The sequence below is a fragment of the Shewanella salipaludis genome, assembly GCF_012911865.1.
GTDB classification, from domain to species: Bacteria; Pseudomonadota; Gammaproteobacteria; order Enterobacterales; family Shewanellaceae; genus Shewanella; species Shewanella salipaludis.
Window position 1 is genome coordinate 81482 of sequence record NZ_JAAXYH010000002.1, and the last position, 20898, is coordinate 102379.

Genomic DNA, 20898 nt, shown 5'->3' on the forward strand with positions numbered 1-20898 from the left:
TTTGTTCAGCGGGCTTTACGCCAGAAAATGGCCGCCAGCGACGGCAAGATAATTATGGCTCCGAGCATGTTCACCAAAAACATGAAGGTCAGCAGTATGCCCATATCCATCTGGAACTTGAGTGCCGAGAAAAACCAGGTACTGACGCCTATCGCCAGGGTCAAGCCGGTGAAGATCACCGCACTGCCCCGCTCGACCAAGGCTTCATAGTAAGCCTGCTGCACCGCCATGCCGGCGCGTAATTTCACCGACATGGTCGACAGGATATAGATGCCATAATCCACCCCTATGCCGACCCCCAGGGCGATCACCGGCAAGGTGCTGACCGCCAGCCCTATGTCGAGCCGGGTCATCAGCGCCTGTGCCAGGGTAGAGACCACATACAGAGGCAAGATCACCGCTATGGTGGCCCGTAGGGATTTAAAGCTCATCAAACACAGCACAAACACCGCACCATAGACATAGAGCATCATGGGCAACTGTGCCGCCGCCACTGCCTCATTGGTCGCGGCCATCACCCCCACAGGACCGGAAGCCAGCTTGAACTTGAGGCTATCCGTGTCCATCTTGGCCGCCAACGCCTTGGCCTTGGCTACGACCACTTCTATGGTTTCGGCCTTGTGGTCCTTGAGAAATAAGTACACAGGCATGACGGAGCAATCACCGTTGAGCAGCCCGGAGGTAGTGGGGATCCTGCCTATCGCCTGTACCAGGCTGGCGGTATTGCGCGGCAGCACTTGCCACTTGGGATTGCCTTCGTTGAAACCGGCGTTCACCTTCTTGGCTATAGAAGCCAGACTCGCGGTCGACTCCACCCCGGGCGTGTTGCTCATCAACCATTCGTATTCATCTATCTGCGCCAACACGTCGTGATAGGTACAGGCCTCGGGCGGGGCCTCGACTATGATGGTCATCACATCTGTGGTGATGGAGAAATGATCTGTGATATAGAAGGTATCCTGGTTATAACGCGAATCCTGATGCAGCGCCGGGGCGCCGCCCTTGAGATCCCCTATCTTCATCTGGCCTGCCTGCTGAAAGCCAAAGCCGTACAAGACAGCCGTTGCCAGCAACACCATCAGCGCGTATTTCGGCGTGGCAAAACGCGACAGGGTACGCCATATCCAGTCCACACCCGTGGGTGCGCCGCACGCCTCAGCCCTTTGGGCAACGGGGGTTTTGGCCCCTTTCAAGTTGGCAAAAGACAACACCAAGGGCAGCAGAATGAGGTTGGTCAGTATGATCACCGCCACCCCGAGCGAAGCCGAAATCGCCAACTCACGTATGATGCCTATGTCGATGGACAGCAAGGTCAAGAAGCCCACAGTGTCCGACAACAAGGCGACCCCACCCGGCACCAACAAACTGCGGAACGCACTGGCGGCGGCCGCTTTGCTGGTCTGGCCGTCCAGCACCCGCCGGCGCACGGCATTGATCATCTGCACCCCGTGGCTCACGCCGATGGCAAAGACCAGGAAAGGCACCAAGATAGACATGGGATCCAAGCCGAAGCCTATCACGGTCAACAGCCCCAACTGCCAAACCACGGCGATCAGGCTGCACACCAGTGGCAGCAGGGTCAGCACCACGGACTTGGAGAACAGATACACCATGACCGCAGTGACCAAGATGGCGATCAGGAAAAACAACAGCACGCCTTTGGCACCATCGGCGACGTCGCCGGCCATTTTAGCGAAACCTATGATGTGAATTTTCACCTTGTCGGTTTCAAACTTGCCCCGCAGCTCTTTTTCAAGCTGCGCCGCGAAGGCGATGGTATCCAGTGGCTTGCCGGTTTGGGGATCGAAGTCCATCAATTGCGCCGTGAGCATGGCGGCGCTGTAATCGTTGGCAATCAGGCGGCCGACTATGCCCGCCTTCTCTATGTTGTTGCGTACCGTCTCCAGTCCGGCTTCTGAGGTAGAAAAATCCGCCGGGATCACGGGGCCACCGGCGAACCCATCTTCAACTATCTCGGTGAAACGGGTCGAAGGTGAAAATAACGACTTCACCTGTGAGCGGTCGACGCCGGGAATGAAGAACAGCTGATCGTGAACATTCTTGAGGATGTCGAAATAATTGGCATTGAAGATATTGCCACTGGTATCTTCGACCGCCACCATGATGCTATTTGCCCCACCAAACTGTTTCTGGTGCTTGAGGTAAGTCTGCATATAGCTGTGATTCAGCGGGATGTTTTTTACAAAAGCCGCATCCATCTTCAGCTGACTCGCCTGATATGCCAACACCAGTGTCATCAGTGCGAACCCGATTATGACCAGCAGGCGATGGCGAAATAAAAAAGTTTCAAATCCGTTGACCAGTTTTTCTAACATCTTTAGGCCCTGTTATTGTTTTAATAGGTTACTGCTTGAAAATGAACAACCCCTGAGAGCCTGCCAGCCAGAGATTGCCCTTGGCGTCTCTGGCCATGGCCACCAGGTTTTCCCCCTGACGGCGGGCCAGCAATGACGCCTGCCCGGAGCCGTTCACTTCGATGATCACCCCGGCATTGCCTATGAGGATCAAATCATCCTGCTCACCGGCCAAGGCCGCATTGATCGATGAGCTGGCCGGGATAGCTATCGGCTGCCACGCCTGTAAGCTGCTGTCGGACTTAAACACATGACCGCGCAGGCCCATCACATATACGGCGTCATCTAGCTCTACGGCGTTAAACATGGAACCTTCGTAGTTCAGCTCCAGACGGCTGAACTGCCTGCCCTTATCGGCTGACACCGCCAGCATGCCAAGCTCGCCGACCAGCAACAGGCGACCATCCTTGAGGGGCAGAATACGGTTGAAGTGCGCCAGCAAGGAGGCACGCTCGCTGAGATAGGCGGCTTCATCGTTGGCCTTCAGATCGGCCAGATAGGCCACATCCTCTTCGAACAGGAGTTCCTGATGGAATTCTTCCTGCCAATGTTCCCCGCCATCCAAGGTGCGATAAAACAATCCATAGGCACCTACGGCGATCCCTTCATTTGCATTGAAAAACACCACATCAAACAAGGGTTTCTCTATCTCGGGTGCCTGCATCTGCACCGTCCAGGTCTGCCCGCCGTCACGGGTATGTATTATGCTGGCATCATGGCCCACGGCCCAGCCCAGCTTGGCATCGAGGAAAAACACCTTGGTCAACAGGCTTGTCACGGGCGTTGCCACCTGGTGCCAGGCCTCATCCGCGCTTCCATGGAGCAGCACATGGCCCTTGTCTCCGACCGCAACCAGAGTGTCGCCGGCCTTGCCAATGTCGAGCACCAGAGAAGACACGGCCAATGGCTGTATTTGGGAGGTCAGAGGATCCAGGTTGGGGGTCGCGGATACGAGTGCCGACACGGACAATGCGCCCACAGCACACACTAGACGAAGCATGCGATACGGCATACAAACTTCCTTAAACTAATGAGGGGCGCGCTGCGCCCCCGTCTGCTGATGTATTAGCGGATACCTGCACGTCTGAGCGCATCCGGGGTGAAATTCGCCTCTGTCAGTTTGGCATCGAAGTCATACATGCGGCCTTCGTTATCCAAGCCGATCGCCAGATAGCGACGGGATTGCAGATCGTGGAACACTTCCAGGGTACTCCAAGGTGTCGGCACCTCGTAATAGTTGAGTCCGTGCGCCACCGCGACCCGATAGAGTTCGTCACGATTATCGTACAGATCCGCTATCGAGACCTGCCAGGAATCCTCATCCAGGTACATGTCGCGTACCTTATAGATGTGGCGCATCCCCGGCTTGAGTGTCGCCCTGACCTGCCATACCCTGTGCTTTTCCCAACGCACATACTCTGGATTGATATGTCCTGGCGTCAGAATTTGATCATACTTCAGCTTATCCGAATGCAACTTGTAGTCGTTATAAGGAATATAGATCTCTTTCTTGCCGACCAACTCCCAGTTGTAGCGACTGGGCGAGCCGTTGAACATATCGTAATCGTCGGTGGTTCTCAGGCCGTCGGACACAGTCCCCGGCGTATCGAACGCCACGTTGGGCGCCTTGCGAACCCGGCGCTGTCCTGTGTTATAGGTCCAGGCCTGACGTGGCAGCGCTTCCTGATCCAGTGTCTCTTTCACCAGGAGTGCGGTACCCGCCAGGCGCGCCGGCTGAGTGACCACCTGCTTGAACAGTGCCAGGGTATTCTCCTGCTTGAGCTTCTCGGGCGTCATATCCGGACGGGAATACTCGAAGCGCAGTTGCTCCGACAGTTCGACCAAGGTGTAGTCGCCCCCCTTGGTGGGTGCCGCCTGGTTGCGCTCTGTCTCGACGTCCACACCACGGAAACGCAATATATGGTTCCAGATGGCCTCGAGGCCATTGGCCGGAATGGGGAAAGGGATCCCGATAGCCGCGCCTGAAACCCCATTGCCATTGGCGACCAGCTCGCCGCGGGTGGCGTTGGCCTTGGTGGCATCATAGACAAATTGCGGCACAGAGGCAGTACGCCGGGTCTGATACACATTCATCTTGAAAGTGCTCGGATACAGTTCGAATAACTTCATCTGTCCCGGCGTCAGGTACGCCTTGTATTGGTCCTTATTGGCGTTGGTGATAGTCATTTCTATCTTATCGCCGGGAAAAGGATCCGGATGATGCATGCCCTTGGTATAACCCGCAACCGGCTTGGTGATGCCGTCATTCCACGCAGGAATGGAACCATCGGCATTCGCGGCTTTTTCGCCGCCGAGCGGGGTCAACTCGACACCGAGTTTGGCCGCCTCGACCTGGGAGACCTTCGCCAGTGCCGCCGGGGCACTCAGCCCGATAATGACGGCGGCCGACAATAACGTCAGTTTATTCATGCTGCTGTCCTTTTAAATCGAATACTTGATATTGAAAGAAATATAATCACGATCTGCCATCGCATTGGTCGTTCCTACACCGCCGAAGAAATTGTTGTAGGACAGATCCGCTCCCCAACGACTCTGGTAGTCGAAGTTGAGGCCGACGGCCATCGACTTGCGGCCTTCGGTAAACAGGAAGATGGGATCGGGTGTGATGCCCTTGACGTCGTGAGAGAAGATCATCCTTGGCGACATGTTGATGCCGGCAAACAGGTTATTGAAGTCGGCCTTGGCCACTATGCGATAACCCCAGGCGAAGTCGGTTGGGAAGGGATTGGTCTCGGGGCCATCCTGCAATGCCTGGATGATCCCCGGCATGTCCGGATTACCACCCGAACGTGCCGTACCCGGGCCGTTCAGGCGCAGCTCATCGAAGCCCGGCATGTCATGGATCCAGACGCCACCCACTTCGGCCAGCATGGTCAGGTTATCCGTGCCCAAGGTGGGACCAAACAGGTGGGTAAAGGTCATCTGTGTCTGGGTGGTGTCCCGGCGAATGAAGCCATCTGCATACTCGCCCGGGGCAAAGGTCTCCATCTGGGAGATACCATCCAGATCGGGACGAATGCCCGCGTTGGCCAGCTGTTGCGGCATGGCGGCGAACAGGAGTTCAACATCATCAATCTGCAGCGGCTCACCCTGACGATGGGCGATTTCACCGGCAACCGAGGTATCCCCTATCAGGGTATTGAAGCTGAAGCCATAGAGCTTGATATCTTCCGGATAGACTATCTGCGCCTTGGAGAAGCTCTTCAGGCTCAGCAACAAGTCGCGATCTATGTTATCGGCGTTTTGCCCGACCACGGCAAGATCACCGAGCAAGGCGCCACTGGTAAAGTTGGCCGTGGTGCCACTGATCAGTGGCCGGCGGCTGTGGTAATTCATGAAATAGAGGCCAAACTCGGTTTCCCCCAGCTCAGGGGCATAATAGCCGAGCTTGATGCCGTATTGACCCGAGTCACTCGGCTCCAGCTCATCCTCAATCAGGGTCACCTTGGTGGGGTATGCCAACGCCATATTACCCAATTCTGTGGCAGTGAACTGATGGCCACTGTTGAGCATGGCACCGAGACGTGAGTATTCGGCGAGCAGGAAATCCAGGTTGATGTCGGGGTTGGCGTTGAATCCCAGCTGGGCATTTTGATTGTAGCCACCGAAGCCGGCAAAATCATTGGTCGCAAAGATGGAGCCTGGGGTAGGAACCCAGATAGGCTGCCAATCGTATTGGTAGAAGGCCTCCATGGAGAGGGAGTCGGTGATCCCGAGCGATGCCCATACCATACCCTGAGGCCTGAAGGCTTCTTTCAACTCGGCGCCGGGGGCGTTGAGAATGTTCAAGTCGACGGGGTTAATCTCGGCAATACCGTGAGAAATCAAGGCACTCTCACCCCAAGATACCACTTGCTTACCCACACGGATCGACAGGGGGTTGGCGCCATTGTTAAAGTCGAAGTTGGCGTATACGAAGGCATCGAGCAGGCGCAGGTCTTTACACTGAACCTCTTCGGCGCGCTTGTCGGCACAGGGATCGAACTTTTCGCCGGTCAGCGGATCGTTGAAATCATAGTTGCCATCGTTGAGCTTACGATCGTAAAAATACATGCCACGGGCAAACAGACCAAAGTTTTCATACTTCAGAGACAGTTCGTGCAGCCCCTTGAAAATTTCCGAGGTGGTGTCGCCCTTGGAGTACAAGAGGTTACTCAAGTCGTTGTTGCTCGAGTAAGAGCCCGGCTGAGCCCAGGTGTCTTGCGAGTTGTAAATGGTATTACCGAAGGCACTGTAACCCGACCAATCAAACTGTGGTTGATTCACCTTGCCTATCTGGCCTTCCCAGTCGCGGGCACCGACACGCCAGCTGGCACCGGCTGTCCAAGTGGAGTCGAATGTCCCTTGGACATCTCCCCAATCGAATGACACTGCCTTGACGTCGGGGATCATTCCCAGACTCAGTGCCGACGCTACCCCCAAAGCAAGCGCCGACTTGTTAAAACAATTTTTAACAATATTCATTTTAGCTTCTCTCCGTAACCTGCTGGATTCTTCGTTATAGGAATTTCAACCAACATCTTGTTAGCCTACAGGTAACGTCATTGTTACAGCATTTAACAAGCGACGGCAAGGCGCAAACGCAGAAAATTTTCCAGAGAATTGAGGACTTAGCTGCGTTTTACCGCAATAAAACGAACGCTTGATTTGAATCTGCCGGCGACAGGGGCCGAATGGCCGCAAAGAAGCATGATAATCGGCTAGAGATCAACTAGATAGAATAGAAACCCGGGCCGGTATACAGAGGTATAATTCAGTCGAGCGTTTAAAGTAAATACTCTAATAAACTTTGAGTTAGCTCGACGTCAAAGACAGCAAATTGCCCCGGGGATCCAGAACCAAGACAAACTGACCTTGCACGCCCTGCTCGGTCAGGAAGGGACGAAAATGACGCCCGCTGATCTTCAGCACGCGTCCCTGGGTATCGCGAACCACAACCTTGTCGGCCAACCCTTGGTAATAAGGTAAAAAATCTTGATAGCTCAGATTAAGGGTGAAATAAACCCGCATCAGATACAGGGCGGCGTTACCGCCGCCCCCTCCATGAATTACGCCAGGGCTTTGGAGACTTTCTCGAACAGATCTTTGGATAAGTCGGGCAATGCCAGCAAACGCTGCAAGCAGGCGCGCATCGATGCCTGCCGCGCCGAGTCAAACTTACCCAGCTGGATCAACGGCGTGATGATCCGCGCCGCCACCTGGGGATTGAGGCTATTGAGCTCGACCAAACAGTCGGTAATAAACTCATAGCCCTTGGCGTCCATACGGTGGAACTGATAGGTGTTGGCCGCGGCAAAACTGCCTATCAAGGAGCGCACCCGGTTCGGATTACTGAAACTGAAACCAGGATGCTGGGTCAGCGCCTTGATCCTGTCTATGACCTCGGGGACATTCTGGGTCGCCTGCAAGGCAAACCATTTGTCCATCACCAGCGGGGTGTCGTGCCACTTGGCTTCAAAGGCTGCCATCAACTCATCACGACAGTCCAGCTCGGCCCCATTGGCCGCCTGCAATGCCCCCAACGCATCCGTCATGTTGTCGGCAGTGTTAAACTGACTCAGCACCAAGGCTTCATGAACCGGGGATACCCGGCTCAGCCAGCCGAGGCAGGCGTTTTTCAGGGCTCTGGCGGCGGCACAGTCCAAGCTGGCCTGCTCCCGATAGCGGGCCAGCAATTCGTCTTCACAGGCGACGGCCAGGGTATCCAGGACAAACTCCCTGGCCAGGGCCAAGGCATCGAGCTCGACAGACTCAGCCTGCTCAATCAGGGCCGACGCCGAAGGCAAGCTGAGGATCTCGGCCAACAGCGCAGGGTCCAGATCAGCGTCCAGAATCGCGCCCCTGAAGGCCTCTGCCACCCTGGGATCGAGCAGCATGGACCCATGACGCTGCAGCTGGGCCACATTATGCCAAATCGCTTGGCTCACCAGGCTGACTGAGGCTTCCCAACGGGCCACCTCGCTGCTGGCGAAACGCAGCAGATGGACCAATTGCTCTATGCTGAAGTCATAGTTGAGCTTCACCGGCGCCGAAAAGTCCTGCAACAAGGACGGCACGGGGGCCTGAGTCAGCCCCTCGAATTCGAAGCTCTGCTGGCTTTCTTTGACATCCAGCACCCGGTTCACTAACGACCGCCCCTGGGCATCGAGCAACTCGAGGGCGAAGGGAATATGCAGGGGCTGACCGGCATCGGCATTCACGCTGCTACTCGGCTGTTGCGTTATCTTGAGGCTGTAGCGGCCGCTTGTGGCATCGAAACTGTCGCTCACTGTCACCACCGGCGTTCCCGCCTGGCTGTACCATAACCTGAACTGGCTGAGATCGACTCCGCTGGCATCCTGCATCGCCTGGACAAAATCATCACAGGTCACAGCCTGACCATCGTGACGCTCAAAATAGCACTTCATCCCTGCCTGAAACGCAGCCTCACCCAGCAAGGTATGCAACATGCGGATCACTTCCGCGCCCTTGTTGTAGACGGTGACGGTATAGAAATTGTTCATTTCTATCACAGATTCCGGGCGTATCGGATGCGCCATGGGACCCGAATCCTCGGCGAACTGCTGATTCTTGATCACCTTGATGGCATGAATACGATTGACCGCCCGCGAGCCCAGATCTGAACTGAACTCCTGATCGCGAAACACAGTCAGGCCTTCCTTCAGACTCAGCTGGAACCAGTCACGGCAGGTGACTCTGTTGCCTGTCCAGTTATGGAAATACTCATGGCCAACCACAGACTCTATGCCATGGTAATCCTCATCCGTGGCCGTCATCTTGTCGGCCAGCACATACTTGGTATTGAAGATATTCAGGCCCTTATTCTCCATCGCTCCCATGTTGAAGAAATCCACCGCCACTATCATATAGATGTCGAGATCATACTCCAGGCCAAACCTGGACTCGTCCCAGGCCATGGATTTTTTCAGGGACGCCATGGCGTGATCCGCCTTATGCAGATTGCCTTTATCGACAAAGACCTGCAGCTTGACCGGGCGCTGGCTGCGGGTGACAAATTCGTCTTCGAGCAAATCGAAATCACCTGCGACCAGGGCAAACAGGTACGCAGGCTTGGGGAAAGGATCTTGCCAGCAGGCATAATGACGTCCCTCGGCCAAGTCGCCCGTGTCCATCAAATTGCCATTGCTCAGCAGGAAGGGGAATAACTGCTTATCTGCCTCTATCCTGACATCATACCTGGCCAACACATCGGGACGGTCGAGGAAATAGGTGATACGGCGAAAGCCTTCCGCCTCGCACTGAGTGCAATAAGCGCCATCGGACATGTACAACCCCTCGAGGCTGGAGTTCGCCGCCGGATCCAGCTGGGTCACTATCTCGAGTTCGAATTCATTCAATGCCGTGGCTATGCTCAGCTGCCCCTGGGCCTGGCTGAACTCCGCCGGCTGGCCATTGAGCCGTACCGAGATAAGGGTTAAGTCATCGCCATCCAATACCAGAGGCGCCCCGTGTTCGCCGCTGCGCAGCACGCGGCTCCTGGCGCTGACCCGGGTCGCTGCGGCCTCGAGATTAAAATTCAGCGAGATATGGGTGATATTGAAGTCTGGCGCTTGATAATCTTTAAGAAATTTAGCCATTTGCTGTGACATATAGACACTTCCCCTGTTTTATTTCATATAAGCAAAAACGCGCCTTAAGCGCGTTTTTTCCTGTTGCCACCGCGCTTACTTAGCGCTGTTTTTCGCCACTCTCTCGGCATCGACCAGATCTAGGGTGATGTAGGCGGTTTCATCGAGGAAGGCATCCGGCGCCTGGACATCATCCGTGTTCTCGTCCAACGAGGCTATGGCTTTCAATCCCTGCGCCAGACGGCGTTCGTTGATGCGATCCAATTGCTTCTTCTCGTCGGCCTCACGGGATGCCAAACGCTCACTCTCAACCAGAGAAACCGACTTCTCCTTATGATGCTTCTTGAATTCATTGATATCCTGGAAGACATAATTGAATTCAACATCCGTCTTAATCCGGTTTAAATGCTTCTGTTCCAGGCTGGCAACCAAGTCGCTGGAGATCTCTCCCAGCGTGCTGTATTGCGCCACCGGAACCCTGTCCCAAGGCAAGGCATTGGCTTCTTCCGCCTCGCCATACTCTCCGGGTTCGAGGGCACTCGGGAAGGCGATGTTAGGTGTCACCCCTTTGAGCTGGGTGCTGCCGCCATCGATGCGATAAAATTTGGCTATGGTGTATTGCACATGGCCTATCGGCTTGTCATACATATCATAGATACGCCCCAGGCTCTTATGCTGCTGCACCGTGCCCTTGCCGAAGGTGGACTCGCCGACGATCAGGGCACGGCCATAGTCCTGCAGCGCGGCGGCGAAGATTTCCGACGCAGAAGCGCTGTATCTGTCGACCATCACAGTCAGGGGGCCGCCATAGGCACTCTGGCCATCGTTGTCACGGTTCTGCGAGACGTTGCCATTGGCATCGCGAATTTGTACCACGGGTCCCATGTCGATAAACAAACCTGTCAACAGGGTCGCTTCGGTCAAGGCGCCGCCACCGTTGCCGCGCAGGTCTATGACCACACCTTCAACCTTGGCTTCGTTGAGCTTGACCAGCTCTTTGGACACGTCTTGGGAAAGATTCATGTAGAACCCAGGGATGTCTATCACCCCCACCTTACGGTGAGCGTAAGGCCCTTCCTGAGGCTCTATGACCTTGGAGGTCGCCGCCCTGTCTTCCAGGCGGATCTTGTCTCTCACTATGGTCACATTGACGGGTTTGGCATTGGCGCCGCCCTTCTTGGGGAGGATCTGCAACACCACCTTGCTGCCTTTGGGGCCCTTGATGAGTTCGACCACGTCGTCGAGACGCCAGCCGATGACATCGACTATCTCGCCATCTTCCTGACCGACACCGACAATTCTATCTTCCGGTGCCAGCTTCTCGCTGTTGGCAGCAGGGCCTCCGGCCACCAGACTCTTGATCACTGTGTAATCATCATCGAGCTGCAACACGGCACCTATGCCTTCCAGGCTGAGGTTCATTTCCATCTGGAAACGCTCGGCGTTGCGCGGCGATAAGTAGCTGGTATGCGGCTCTATGCTGCGGGCGAAGGCGTTCATGACACCCTGGAACACATCTTCGCTCTGGCTCTGGCTCAGACGCTTGATGGCGTTGTTGTAGCGCTTTTGCAAGATAGTGACTATCTCGCCCCACTTCTTGCCTGTCAGCTTGAGATTCAGGGCATCATACTTGACTCTCTGGCGCCACAGCTCATCGAGTTCTGCCGTGTCTTTGGGCCAAGCGGCATCGTCTCTGTCGAATTGATAAACATCGCTGGGGACGGTGAAATCTATTTCCTTATCCAACAGAGACAAGGCATAGGCAAAACGCTCATAACGGCGCTGCTGCGCGAGATCGAACATCTTATAGGCAGAATCCAAATCTCCGGACGTCAGCATGTCGTCAAATTGCTTCCGGTACGGCTTGAAGCTATCCACGTCCGTCTGGGTCAACACATTGCGGCGAAAATCCAGTTGCTTCAAATAACGATCGAAAACCTGTTGGGAAAAACCGTCGTCCAGATTGAATCTATGGTAATGCGAACGGGTGAATAAGCCGGTCACCCTCTTACTGGCAACCTTATGCTGAGGTTCCTGCTTAAGTGTGGGTAACTCGCTGATTTGAATCGTAGGAGACAAGGCCCACGCCGGGAAACCAACCAAAACGGTGGTGACGGACGCGGCTAAAGTGAGTTTTCGCATCAACAAGTTACTCCTTCCAATACTATGACTACAGCAGGATGTGTTCCGCTCGGACCTTAATGCTCAAGCCACTGTCCAACTGGACCAGAACATCTTCCTTGTTAATGTCGGTGATCACACCTGCAACCGGTGACTTACCCAGTTTGACATTCACACGCTGCTTTTGTTTCAAATCGCTCAGATTTGCTTGCACCAGCTTGACTTCCGGCTCGGCCTTCGCCGCAGGTTTGGCACTGCGTTCGACTTTAGGGGCCTGGGTCTTGGTTGGTTTTCTGACGGGCTTCTTCGCAGCCGGCTTAGGCGCTTGCGCTGCGCGTTTGGCCTTGGCTTTTTCCTGACTTTCTTTCAGGGTAGCCTGCGCATGCTCTATGTGTTCCTGCTCCAGCTCGCCACAGTCCACACCATCGAGATCCACACGTTGCACACCGGCTTTCACACACTTAAGGTAGCGCCAGCTGCTGGTGTAACGCCTCAGGGCGACTCTCAATTGAGTTTTACTGACCTTAGAATCATCAGCCAACCTTTCAGCCAAATCTTGGAACAACCCGATTTTTAATGGCTTGGTTTCACCTTCGGCAATAAAACACAAAGGAAATTTTTCATACAAGTACGCCAGAATTGCGTTGGTGTCGGTCAACTTTTCTGTTGATTCCATCATTACTTCCACAGTCAAAAAGGGACCAGGGTGACTGGCTGACCTTCATCAGCCTCTTCCGAGTCGTTTATCTTCGTTAAACTCTCATTGGAGCTTAACGTACAAATTAGCATCATAGCCGTGTTTGCTAAAGCAAAATTAACAGACTTTAACAATTTACCGGATCAAGACACTCGCGCCTTAAACTGAGACTTATCTCCATCAGGCCCGGTGCGTGCAGCCGCTTATTATAAGGCGGGCGCCACCGAATGCGACCATGATTTGTCCATTATCGTACGCAAATTAAGCAAATAGGCTCTTTTCAAGGCTTTTAACCAAGGTTTCCAGACCCTTTTGGTCTTCGGCATCGAAACGGTCATACTCGGGACTGTCTATATCCAGCACGGCGATAAGCTCCGAAGCGGCAAAAACCGGGATCACTATCTCAGAATTGCTGGCACTGTCGCAGGCGATGTGGCCGTCGAATTGATGCACATCGGCGATTCTCTGGGTGCTGGCCTGCGCCGCGGCTGTACCACAGACGCCCTTGCCCCACGGGATACGGCTACAGGCGACCTTCCCCTGGAAGGGGCCGAGTACCAGTTGTTCACCCCGTTTAAGGTAAAAACCGACCCAATTGATCCCGCTGAGATTGTCATTGAGTAAGGCGGAAAAATTCGCCATGGCGGCAATCTGATCATCCTCACCGGCAAGCAAGGCCTGCGCCTGGCGATTCAAAGTGGCGTAAAATGTCGACTTCATCGGCAGTTCCTAGTCTAAGAGTTGGCTGTATCTGCCTTCTTGGCAGGTTTCTTGGCTGGCGTACTTTTAACCTGAACGCCACCTTTAAGCAAGTTGGTCAGCTCGTCTTTACGCGTCGCGAAATAGAATGCCAACTTCTCCGAAGTCGCATCGTCGAGTCCAAGGTCAGCCTCTTGAATGAAAGGGATCAGGTTATCGGCGATATCGAGCATCTTGTCGTAGGCATCGGCCTCCTTCTTAGATGTGAACGTCATCTTTTCAACCCCTTCTCTGACCACGACAAATTGTGTTATAACCGCCATGAATGCTCCGCACTGTTTTTATATACAGTGCATAGAGTGGCACAGATCCAACTTGTGATGCAAGTGATCTCATTATTCTGCTACTATCGGCAGGTGATTGTTTAACGATGTAAAAACGCCTTGATTCAGACCGACGCTACCGAAACTGGATTGCTTGGCGACACAGCCCCGAATAACCGGATACCCAGATATCGCTATGGATGAACCAACAAGAGACGCCTCAGTGGTATTATGCCGCTCCTGTGATCTGGCCATCAGGAAACGGGCGCTGCCATCCAACGTCAGGGCCATCTGTCCCAGATGCCACTCAGTCCTGTACGACAGCCCCTATTGCTCCATCAATGGCATGTTGGCCCTGTGCGTGACCGCATTGATGTTTTATTTGCCCGCCAACCTCTTCCCCGTGCTGGAAATCCATTTCTTCGGCAGCATAAGAACCACGACGGTATTTCAGGGGGCGCTGGCGGTCATGGACCAAGGCTACTGGATAGTGGGCATTGCCGTGCTCGTTGCCGCGGTGCTGGCACCCGGGGTGCTGATACTGTCTATCTTCACCCAGATACTGATAGTAAAATTCGGCCTCAAGACACACCCGGGCCGCGCGCTGTTGAAGCATCTGTTACGGCATCAGGGGTTGTTGTCCGAACTGACCATGCTGGAAATCTATGTGATCAGCTTTTTGGTTTCAGCCTTCCAATTATCTGATTTCTCAGATATCTTTTTTGGTATCGGCACTTTCTGCTTCGTGATGCTATTCGTGACCACCCTCTTCCTGCAGCGGGAATATAACTTGGATCATATGTGGAGTTTTCTCGATGAAAACCACTGAAAGTTTACAGGGGCAGGCCCTCGGGCTGGTGTTGTGCCATGTCTGTCAGCAGCTGAATCAGAGCAAGGTGGGCCACTGTCGCCGCTGCGGCCAGGCCCTGCGCCAGCGGGATCACGGCAGCATACAGAAGAGCTGGGCACTGCTGATCACCGCCGCCATCTTACTGGTGCCGGCCAACATCTACCCCATTACCACTATCGTCAAGCAGGGCAAGATCATCCAGGACACGATTCTTTCCGGCATACTGCATCTGGTCCAATCGGACATGCTGCCCATTGCCATCATAGTGTTCGTCGCCAGCATACTTGTGCCTTGGCTGAAAATCATCGGTCTGGTCATCTATCTGTCCGCCATCAGTTTCAACATACCCGTCTCCAAACGCAAGTTGATGGTGGGTTTTCACATTATCGAGTGGATTGGCCGCTGGTCCATGCTGGACCTGTTTGTGATTTCCCTTACCGTCGCCCTGGTCAACATGGGGCAACTGCTGGATGCCAAGCCCGCACCGGCGGCCACCGCCTTCGCCTTGGTGGTGTTATTAACCCAACTGGCAGCCAAGGTGCTGGACACACGTTTACTCTGGGATCGATTGGAAAAACAAGATGACGCAAATTGAATCACCTAAGATCGTAAAGAAAAAGCTCTTCTCCCCTATTTGGTTGCTGCCTATTCTCGCGCTGGCACTGGGCGCCTGGCTCGGCATCAAGAGCATCAGGGAGTCGGGCATAGAAATCCAAATCCACTTTCCCAGCGCTACCGGAATAGACATAGGCAAAACCCTGGTCAGGTACCAGGGCTTGACCGTGGGTAAGGTCATAGACATAGCCATAGACGAGGACCTCAAAGGGGTCGACGTCAAGGCGCTGATCGATTACCGCTCCGAGCGCTTTCTCAACGAGGGGACCCTCTTCTGGTTAGTCACCCCCAAGGCCAGCATCACGGGCGTCGAGGGGCTGGACGCGCTCTTCTCGGGCAACTATATCGCCATGCAACCGGGCGGCGGCGGCTCCAGAACCTCATACGAGGCCCAGCGTGAGCCGCCGGCGATGCAACCCGGCAGCGAGGGGGTCATCATCGAACTCAAAGCCGATAAACTGGGATCCCTCGATGTGGGCTCCCCCGTGTTTTATCGCCAGGTACCGGTCGGCAGCATAGTCAGTTATCGGCTCGAAGGCAGCCAGCGAATACTGATAAGTGCCTTCATTCAGGAACAATTTACCCATCTGGTGAAGAAAGACTCGCATTTCTGGAACGTCTCAGGGGTGCAGATCGACGCTTCACTGGCTGGGGTCAAGGTCACCACCGAGAGCCTGGCGTCTATTTTGGCCGGCGGTATCAGCTTCGATTCCAATGAACAGGGGCTCGAGGCCGAAAACGGTGACAGTTTCCCTCTGTATGACTCGCGGGAGCAGGCCGATGGCGGCCAGATGCTGACACTCACCGCCATAGACGCCAATGGCATAAACAAAGGCACAGGCATCTTCTATCGGGGCGTCGCCATAGGGGAAGTGCGGGACATACAGCCCCAGAAGGATGGGGTCAGGCTGACAGCCAGCATGAATCCTGAGTACGGCTCGCTGCTGACCCGGGACGCCCACTTCTGGCTCGAAGGCGCAGATCTGTCGCTCAATGGCGTGAGCCATGCCGAACGCCTGCTCACAGGCAAGGTGATCAATTTTCTCCCCGGAGTAGCGGACGCCGCCATTCCGGCCAATCCCGAATACCCTCTGGCCAACGAGGCCCCCGAACTGGCCCAGGCACAGAAACGCCTCCTCAAGGTCAATGCCGATGAGAATGCCGGCATTCAGCCAGGGGCCGATGTCAGATACAAACAGATTAAGATAGGCTCAGTGCTCAGCGTGAACCTGAGCAAGGACTTTTCCGTCGTCGAATATCAGCTGGAAATCTTGCCGGAATTTGTCGGCTTAGTGCATAGCGACAGTTACCTGCTGCCGGAATCGGCACTGGCGATAGAAGCCTCACTGGATGGCGTCTCGGTCAAGAGCCGCGATCTCGCCACCCTGGTCAAGGGTGCCGTCAGCTTGCTGCCGGGCAAGAGCCACAGGCCGTTAGCCGCAGCGGCGACACTCAAGCTCTTCGCTTCGGCCGCGGAGGCGGAGCAATTTTTTGCCAATCAAACATTGACCCATCTGACTCTGGTAAGCCAGGACGGTGCCGATCTGGCGAAAGGCTCCCCCGTCTACTACAAGAAAATGCAGATTGGCCTGGTCGAGGCCGTCAATTGGCAGGCCGACAGCGACACTTTCCAGATCCGCCTGGCACTCGAGCAGGCTTTCGCGGCCCTGGTCAAACCCAATACCGTCTTCTGGCGCAACAATGCCGTCGAGATCAATGCCAGTCTGGCGGGACTGGAGGTCGCGGTTGCACCGCTCAAAGGCGCGCTCAAGGGCAGCATCAGCCTGGGGCTGCTCGCCGAAGAGGTGAAGGCCGACAGTCAACGCCTGTATGAGTCCAAGACGCTGGCACAGGCGCAGGCACAGGCCATCAGTCTCACCTTCCCGGCCTCGGCCAGGCTCGCCAGTGGCGCCGCCATTCGCTATCGGGGCCATAAGGTCGGTGAAATCCAACAGATCAAACTCAACGCAGATCTGCAGACGTTGACCGCCAACGCCTACCTCTATGGCGAATATGCCGACTATTTCAGTCGTCAGGACAGTGAATACTTCCTGGTGGACGCCCAGATCTCCCTCGCCGGCATAAAGGCGGTGGACACGCTGATCACCGGCCCCTATGTCGGCGTGACCCCGGGCAACAGTGCCAACAGCAGCCAGACATTCGCGGCCAGTATGAGCAGCACTGCCTACGCCAACCTCGACAGTTCAGCACTCACCTTCACCCTGGAAGACACCAATCTGGGCTCGATACGCATAGGCACCCCACTCTTCTTCCGTGGCATTGCCATAGGCCAGATCGATGGCTATACCCTGTCGGCCACGGGCAACAGGGTGCTGATGCTGGCCCATGTGGAGGGCAAGTACAAGCATCTGGTCAATAACAGCAGCAAGTTCTGGAATGTCTCCGGCATCAAGGTAGATGTTGGCCTATTCTCCGGCGCCCAGATAGAAACAGGATCGCTGGAGAGCATACTCGTTGGCGGCATCAGCGTCGCCACCCGAGAGCCGACCTCATCTGCCAATGCCTTGGTCCAGGGCAGCATACTGCCACTGCATGCGAGCGCTGAGAAAAGTTGGCGCGACTGGCAGACGGCCAACTGAGCACAGACATATCCATACCCCACAATAAAATAAAGGGCCCAGGGCCCTTTATTTTATTGCACGGCTTTATTTCATTGTGCGCCTCGATTCCCTGCGCCGGCGTCAGCCGTAAAACCAGTAGCAAACGAAGATCGCCGCCAAGAGGCCGGCGCCGTCGGCCGCCAAGCCACAGCCGAGGGCATGACGCGTCTGGCGTATCCCCACAGAGCCGAAATAGACCGCCAACACATAGAAGGTGGTCTCAGTGCTGCCCTGGAAGATCGCCGCCAAACGCCCGGCGAAGGAATCGACCCCATGGTGATCCATGGTCTCGAGCATCATGGCCCTGGCGCCCGAACCGCTGAAGGGTTTCATCAGCGCCGTCGGCAAGGCGTCGACGAAACGACTGTCGAGACCCAACAGGCCAACCAGCTCGCCAGTCAGCTGCAACAGATATCCAAGGGCGCCGGACGCCCTGAGCAGGCCTATGGCCAGCAGCATGGCCAACAAATAGGGGATCAGCTGTATCGCCTGGTTGAAGCCCTCCCTGGCACCTTCGATAAATTCATCATAGATGGCCACCTTCCTGACCGCCGCCGTGAGCACGAAGGCGAACACCAGCAATAACAAGACGCCGTTGCCGAGTGTCGTCGACACCGTGGCTATCGTCTGGGCGGACAGCGTCCCCAGGTAGAAGACGCTCGCCACCAAGGTCCCCAGCAACACGGCGCCGTAGCCAAGCACTATGGTATTGAGCAAGGACAGGCGCTGTACCATGGCGACCACCAGGAGCCCCACCAGGGTCGAGGCCGACGTCGCCAGTAAGATAGGCAGAAACACGTCGGCGGGGGCACTCGCCCCCTGCTGCGCCCGGTAGAGAAACACGGTCACGGGCACCAGGGTCACAGACGAGGTATTGAGTACCAGAAATAAGATCTGCGCATTGCTGGCCACAGCCTTGTTCGGATTCAGACTCTGCAGATCCTGCATCGCCTTGAGCCCCAACGGGGTCGCGGCATTGTCCAGGCCGAACACATTGGCGGTTAAGTTCATTGTGATGCTGCCGAAGGCGGCGTGCCCCCTGGGCACTTCCGGCATCAACCTGCTGAGCAGAGGTTCGAATAACCAGGCGATGGCGCCGACAACCCCGGCCTTTTCGCCGACGCGCATCAACCCCATCCACAAGGCCAACACTCCGACCAAGCCGAGGGCTATCTCGGCCGCTAACTTGGCGCTGTGGAACAATGCCTCGACCGACTGACTCAGGACATCCGTCTGCCCATCGAACAGACGGACCAGGATGGCCACAGCCGCCGTGATAAAAAACACCAACCAAACCCGATTCAGCACACTCTTTCCTCTGCAAGGCCCTATCAATTAAGCCAGAGATTAATCCCTGTCGCTGAGCGCCACTATGCTATAATCGCGCCAATTGATGAACAGTTAATTCTCTTATGGTTCAGTTAAATCAAAATTTTATCGATAGTATGGCGCAAGAGTTGCCGGCACATTTGTCCCTCGACGACTTTATCGCCTATTGTGACAAGCCGCTGCGGCGCTCCATCCGCGTCAACAGCCTGAAAATATCCGCCGCGGACTTTATCGCCCTGATGGCACCAAAGGGCTGGGTGTTTGAAGCCATTCCCTGGTGCAGCGACGGTTTCTGGATAAGTTACGATGAGGAAGAGCAGCTGGGCAATGCCGTAGAGCATCTGCAGGGGCTGTTCTATATTCAGGAAGCCAGCTCCATGCTGCCGCCCACGGCCCTGTTTGCCGGGAGCGAGCCGCAATTGGTGCTGGATCTCGCCTCGGCGCCCGGTTCCAAGACCACCCAGATGGCGGCCTTGATGCATAACTCGGGCCTGTTGGTGGCCAACGAATATTCCGCCAGCCGGGTGAAAGTATTGCATGCCAATGTGCTGCGCATGGGCGCCAGTCATTGTGCCCTCACCCACTTCGATGGGCGGGTGTTCGGCGAATACTTGTATGAACGCTTCGATGCCGTGTTGCTCGATGCCCCCTGCGGTGGCGAAGGCACGGTGCGCAAAGATCCCGATGCCCTCAAGCACTGGGACCCTCTCGATGTCCAGGCCATAGCCGAGACCCAGAAGGCGCTACTGGTATCGGCCTTCCTGGCACTCAAGCCCGGCGGTAGCCTGGTATATTCGACCTGCACCCTGAACCGCACCGAGAATCAGGGGGTGTGTGAATACCTGCGGCAAACCTATCCGGATGCGGTGCAATTCGAACCCCTGAACGACTTGTTCGAGGGCGCGGCTCGGGCCTGTACGCCGGAAGGCTTTCTGCATGTCTGGCCACAGATCTTCGACAGCGAAGGCTTCTTCGTGGCCAAGCTCACCAAGCTGGCGTCCGTGCCGCGCCTGCAAGCCGAGCCCAAGCGGCAGAAGAATTTCCCCTTCGCGCCGGCATCGGCCAAACAACTTGCCGCACTGCAGGACTATTTCAGCCAAAGCCTGGGGATCACCCTGCCCCACGACGGCCATATCATGGTCAGGGACGAAGAATATTGGCTATTCCCACAGGCGTTTGCCGACTTCATCGGCCTGATGCGCTTCCAGCGTATAGGGTTGAAGCTCGCCGACAGCATCAAGCATGGCTTTAGGGTGCGCCACGAAGCGATAATTGCCCTGGGGCAAACCAGCAGCAAGCAGGTCGCGCTGGATGAGGCCCAGGCGAAGGAATATCTCATGGGACGGGATATCCAGCTGGAGCAGGCAGGCAAAGCCAGGGGGGAAGTGATCGTCAGTTATGGCTCGAGCCCATTGGGAATGGCCAAACATCTGGGGAACAAGTTAAAAAACAGCCTTCCCAGGGACTTGGTCAAAGACAAGGTCGCCATCTTGCCCGTCATAGGCTGATGGCCACATATTTGGTTACAAACTTGCGGCTAAAAAGTGGGGGCAGATGCGCATTTTTTGCGCTATTAAACTACACTTTCGCACAGACATAAGTGCAAGCTTGTCATCTGTAGCGCAAGGCTCTCGAATGAGCCATTCCCCTAGGCCCGG

General features: G+C 55.5%; 15 protein-coding genes. 4 read left to right on the forward strand and 11 right to left on the reverse strand.

Going from position 1 to position 20898, the window contains the following annotated elements; genetic code table 11:
• Positions 1 to 5: 5 nt before the first annotated feature.
• The 10 genes from HC757_RS03280 to HC757_RS03325 form a co-directional block, all read right to left on the reverse strand.
• Positions 6 to 2336, reverse strand: a complete 2331-nt coding sequence (locus HC757_RS03280; protein WP_169562884.1) for an efflux RND transporter permease subunit — start codon at positions 2334 to 2336, stop codon at positions 6 to 8.
• A gap of 28 nt (positions 2337 to 2364) precedes the next feature.
• Complete coding sequence (locus tag HC757_RS03285) at positions 2365 to 3387, reverse strand: WD40/YVTN/BNR-like repeat-containing protein (protein WP_169562885.1); 1023 nt, start codon at positions 3385 to 3387, stop codon at positions 2365 to 2367.
• Between the two features lie 53 nt (positions 3388 to 3440).
• Positions 3441 to 4805 carry a DUF1329 domain-containing protein gene (locus HC757_RS03290; RefSeq protein ID WP_169562886.1) on the reverse strand — a complete coding sequence of 455 codons (1365 nt, stop codon included), beginning with the start codon at positions 4803 to 4805 and terminating at the stop codon, positions 3441 to 3443.
• A 12-nt stretch (positions 4806 to 4817) separates the two neighbouring features.
• Positions 4818 to 6860, reverse strand: coding sequence for a DUF1302 domain-containing protein (locus tag HC757_RS03295; RefSeq protein WP_169562887.1), 2043 nt, complete (start codon positions 6858 to 6860; stop codon positions 4818 to 4820).
• 330 nt (positions 6861 to 7190) lie between these two features.
• On the reverse strand, positions 7191 to 7406 hold the full coding sequence (locus tag HC757_RS03300) for a DUF2835 domain-containing protein (protein ID WP_169562888.1): 216 nt from the start codon (positions 7404 to 7406) through the stop codon (positions 7191 to 7193).
• Between the two features lie 38 nt (positions 7407 to 7444).
• Positions 7445 to 10006, reverse strand: a complete 2562-nt coding sequence (pepN, locus tag HC757_RS03305) for an aminopeptidase N (RefSeq protein WP_169562889.1) — start codon at positions 10004 to 10006, stop codon at positions 7445 to 7447.
• Between the two features lie 75 nt (positions 10007 to 10081).
• Entirely contained in the window at positions 10082 to 12127 is a 2046-nt protein-coding gene (prc, locus tag HC757_RS03310) for a carboxy terminal-processing peptidase (protein ID WP_169562890.1), read from the reverse strand.
• A 28-nt stretch (positions 12128 to 12155) separates the two neighbouring features.
• Positions 12156 to 12782: an RNA chaperone ProQ gene (proQ, locus tag HC757_RS03315; protein WP_211164259.1), complete on the reverse strand. Its 627-nt coding sequence runs from the start codon at positions 12780 to 12782 to the stop codon at positions 12156 to 12158.
• A gap of 282 nt (positions 12783 to 13064) precedes the next feature.
• Entirely contained in the window at positions 13065 to 13523 is a 459-nt protein-coding gene (locus tag HC757_RS03320; RefSeq protein WP_169562892.1) for a GAF domain-containing protein, read from the reverse strand.
• 14 nt (positions 13524 to 13537) lie between these two features.
• The gene (locus tag HC757_RS03325; RefSeq protein WP_169562893.1) at positions 13538 to 13825 is read right to left on the reverse strand and encodes a YebG family protein; all 288 of its coding nucleotides are present in this window, start codon (positions 13823 to 13825) and stop codon (positions 13538 to 13540) included.
• A gap of 196 nt (positions 13826 to 14021) precedes the next feature.
• On the opposite strand from HC757_RS03325, the gene HC757_RS03330 reads away from it, so the two are divergent.
• The 3 genes from HC757_RS03330 to HC757_RS03340 are packed head-to-tail and all read left to right on the forward strand — an operon-like array spanning position 14022 to position 17890.
• A complete protein-coding gene (locus HC757_RS03330) occupies positions 14022 to 14654 on the forward strand; it encodes a paraquat-inducible protein A (RefSeq protein WP_169562894.1) in 633 nt (210 codons plus the stop codon).
• Positions 14641 to 15270, forward strand: a complete 630-nt coding sequence (locus HC757_RS03335) for a paraquat-inducible protein A (protein ID WP_169562895.1) — start codon at positions 14641 to 14643, stop codon at positions 15268 to 15270. The genes HC757_RS03330 and HC757_RS03335 overlap by 14 nt, the downstream gene beginning before the upstream one ends.
• On the forward strand, positions 15257 to 17890 hold the full coding sequence (locus HC757_RS03340) for an MlaD family protein (protein WP_169562896.1): 2634 nt from the start codon (positions 15257 to 15259) through the stop codon (positions 17888 to 17890). The genes HC757_RS03335 and HC757_RS03340 overlap by 14 nt, the downstream gene beginning before the upstream one ends.
• 102 nt (positions 17891 to 17992) lie before the next feature.
• On the opposite strand, the gene HC757_RS03345 is transcribed toward HC757_RS03340, so the two are convergent.
• Positions 17993 to 19219 (reverse strand): nucleoside recognition domain-containing protein, encoded by a 1227-nt coding sequence (locus HC757_RS03345; protein WP_169562897.1) that lies wholly within the window; start codon positions 19217 to 19219, stop codon positions 17993 to 17995.
• 104 nt (positions 19220 to 19323) lie between these two features.
• Here HC757_RS03345 and rsmF point away from each other — a divergent pair, with 104 nt between their 5' ends.
• Positions 19324 to 20748 (forward strand): 16S rRNA (cytosine(1407)-C(5))-methyltransferase RsmF, encoded by a 1425-nt coding sequence (gene rsmF / locus HC757_RS03350; protein WP_211164261.1) that lies wholly within the window; start codon positions 19324 to 19326, stop codon positions 20746 to 20748.
• The last annotated feature ends 150 nt before the right edge of the window (positions 20749 to 20898 follow it).

Coding starts and splice junctions, on each gene's coding strand:
- HC757_RS03290 (WP_169562886.1), bottom strand. CDS start 4,805: ATGAATAAACTGACGTTATTGTCGGCCGCCGTCATTATCGGGCTGAGT.
- prc (WP_169562890.1), bottom strand. CDS start 12,127: ATGCGAAAACTCACTTTAGCCGCGTCCGTCACCACCGTTTTGGTTGGT.
- HC757_RS03340 (WP_169562896.1), top strand. CDS start 15,257: ATGACGCAAATTGAATCACCTAAGATCGTAAAGAAAAAGCTCTTCTCC.
- HC757_RS03320 (WP_169562892.1), bottom strand. CDS start 13,523: ATGAAGTCGACATTTTACGCCACTTTGAATCGCCAGGCGCAGGCCTTG.
- HC757_RS03325 (WP_169562893.1), bottom strand. CDS start 13,825: ATGGCGGTTATAACACAATTTGTCGTGGTCAGAGAAGGGGTTGAAAAG.
- pepN (WP_169562889.1), bottom strand. CDS start 10,006: ATGTCACAGCAAATGGCTAAATTTCTTAAAGATTATCAAGCGCCAGAC.
- HC757_RS03280 (WP_169562884.1), bottom strand. CDS start 2,336: ATGTTAGAAAAACTGGTCAACGGATTTGAAACTTTTTTATTTCGCCAT.
- HC757_RS03330 (WP_169562894.1), top strand. CDS start 14,022: ATGGATGAACCAACAAGAGACGCCTCAGTGGTATTATGCCGCTCCTGT.
- HC757_RS03285 (WP_169562885.1), bottom strand. CDS start 3,387: ATGCCGTATCGCATGCTTCGTCTAGTGTGTGCTGTGGGCGCATTGTCC.
- HC757_RS03300 (WP_169562888.1), bottom strand. CDS start 7,406: ATGCGGGTTTATTTCACCCTTAATCTGAGCTATCAAGATTTTTTACCT.
- HC757_RS03295 (WP_169562887.1), bottom strand. CDS start 6,860: ATGAATATTGTTAAAAATTGTTTTAACAAGTCGGCGCTTGCTTTGGGG.
- proQ (WP_211164259.1), bottom strand. CDS start 12,782: ATGGAATCAACAGAAAAGTTGACCGACACCAACGCAATTCTGGCGTAC.
- HC757_RS03335 (WP_169562895.1), top strand. CDS start 14,641: ATGAAAACCACTGAAAGTTTACAGGGGCAGGCCCTCGGGCTGGTGTTG.
- rsmF (WP_211164261.1), top strand. CDS start 19,324: ATGGTTCAGTTAAATCAAAATTTTATCGATAGTATGGCGCAAGAGTTG.